Here is a 1,248-nt window from a genome sequence, read left to right as displayed (position 1 = left end):
GGGGAAGTACACGGGGGGAAGGTGTTCGACCGGCCATCCAGGCCCGGGTGGGGCTGCGCCCGGGCACAAAAAAACCCGCATCGGCCGATGCGGGTTTTCTGGTGTCCGGGCGTATGTTGCTGTCTATCTACCCAGGGCGCAGTCCCGCATCGGCCGCGCACGATTATTCGCACGCAGATTATTGCGGTTGGTGTTGTTGACGGCGGTGGCCAGGCGGATCGACATGGCATCGACCCTACCCCGCTTTCCGGCACGGCGCAACCGTTGCGTTGGCAACCACTCCGCAGAGCGCATAATGGCCCGCCATGAAACGTGCAATGGAAATGCAACACCGCAACGGACGCAACGCGGCTCTGGCCGCCCTGATCTGCCTGGGCCTGGCCGCCTGCCAGACCCTGCCCCCACCCTCGCTCCTTCCGCCGGCTCAGCAGCAGAGCCTGGAACAACGCGGAACCGACGGCAGCTTCGAGGGGGCCTTTGATACCGCGGAAACCTTCGAGCGCTTCAACGATCCGCGCGCCATCGCCTATTACGAGCGTGCCGCAGCGGTCACCCCCTGGACCTTCCACAACACCAAGGCGGAAAAAGCCCTGGGCCGGATCTGGATCTCCGGCACGCTGCGGTATGCCGACAGCCCCCACATCAACCCTGCGCCGGTGCTGCGCGCGTCCTGGCGGCGTGGCGAACGCGCCTATCTGGCGGCGGCCTACCACGGCAATCCCTATGCGTTCTACGAACTCGCCAAGGCCTATCGCCAGCGTGGCGACGCGCAACAGGCGCTGTGCTGGGACCTGCGCGGAATGATCTACCAGCGCTACCCGAGTTCATCGTCGCGACTGCCGGATGCGGTGGCCGCGCAGGGCGACAGCGTGCATCCGCTGGTTGCGCAGATCCAGCGTCGCGCCGAGCGCGGCGATGCCGAAGCGCAGGTGGACCTGGGCGCGCTGCTGGAGAAGGGCGTGGGACTGCCGCGCGATCCGGCGCGTGCGCTGCAGCTGTACCAGCGCGCCGGCGAGAAGGGCAATGTGTTCGGCCAGTACTTCGCCGGGCTGCTGCTGGGCCGCAGTGCGCCGGGCGTCGAGAAGAACCCTGACGCTGCTGCGGCCTGGTTTGCCAAGGCGGAAGCACAGCAGTTCTACATGGCGGCGCCGAGCTACTGGAAGAAAGCGGTCGAACCGCCGTTCTTCAGTTTTTCGGAGTAACGCGCGCCGCTGCGCTCGCCGGGCATGGCCCGGCGCTACCCATAAC

The 1,248-nt window shown here is 66.8% G+C and carries 1 protein-coding gene; it reads left to right on the top strand.

Annotated features, from left to right (window positions below; all coding sequences use genetic code 11):
- Positions 1–323 precede the first annotated feature (323 nt).
- Positions 324–1,202, top strand: a complete 879-nt coding sequence (locus tag AC1VAN_RS22290; RefSeq protein ID WP_442251057.1) for a tetratricopeptide repeat protein — start codon at positions 324–326, stop codon at positions 1,200–1,202.
- The last annotated feature ends 46 nt before the right edge of the window (positions 1,203–1,248 follow it).

The organism is Stenotrophomonas sp. 05L44_2 (assembly GCF_056665995.1).
This window is presented reverse-complemented; position numbering and strand designations above follow the sequence as displayed.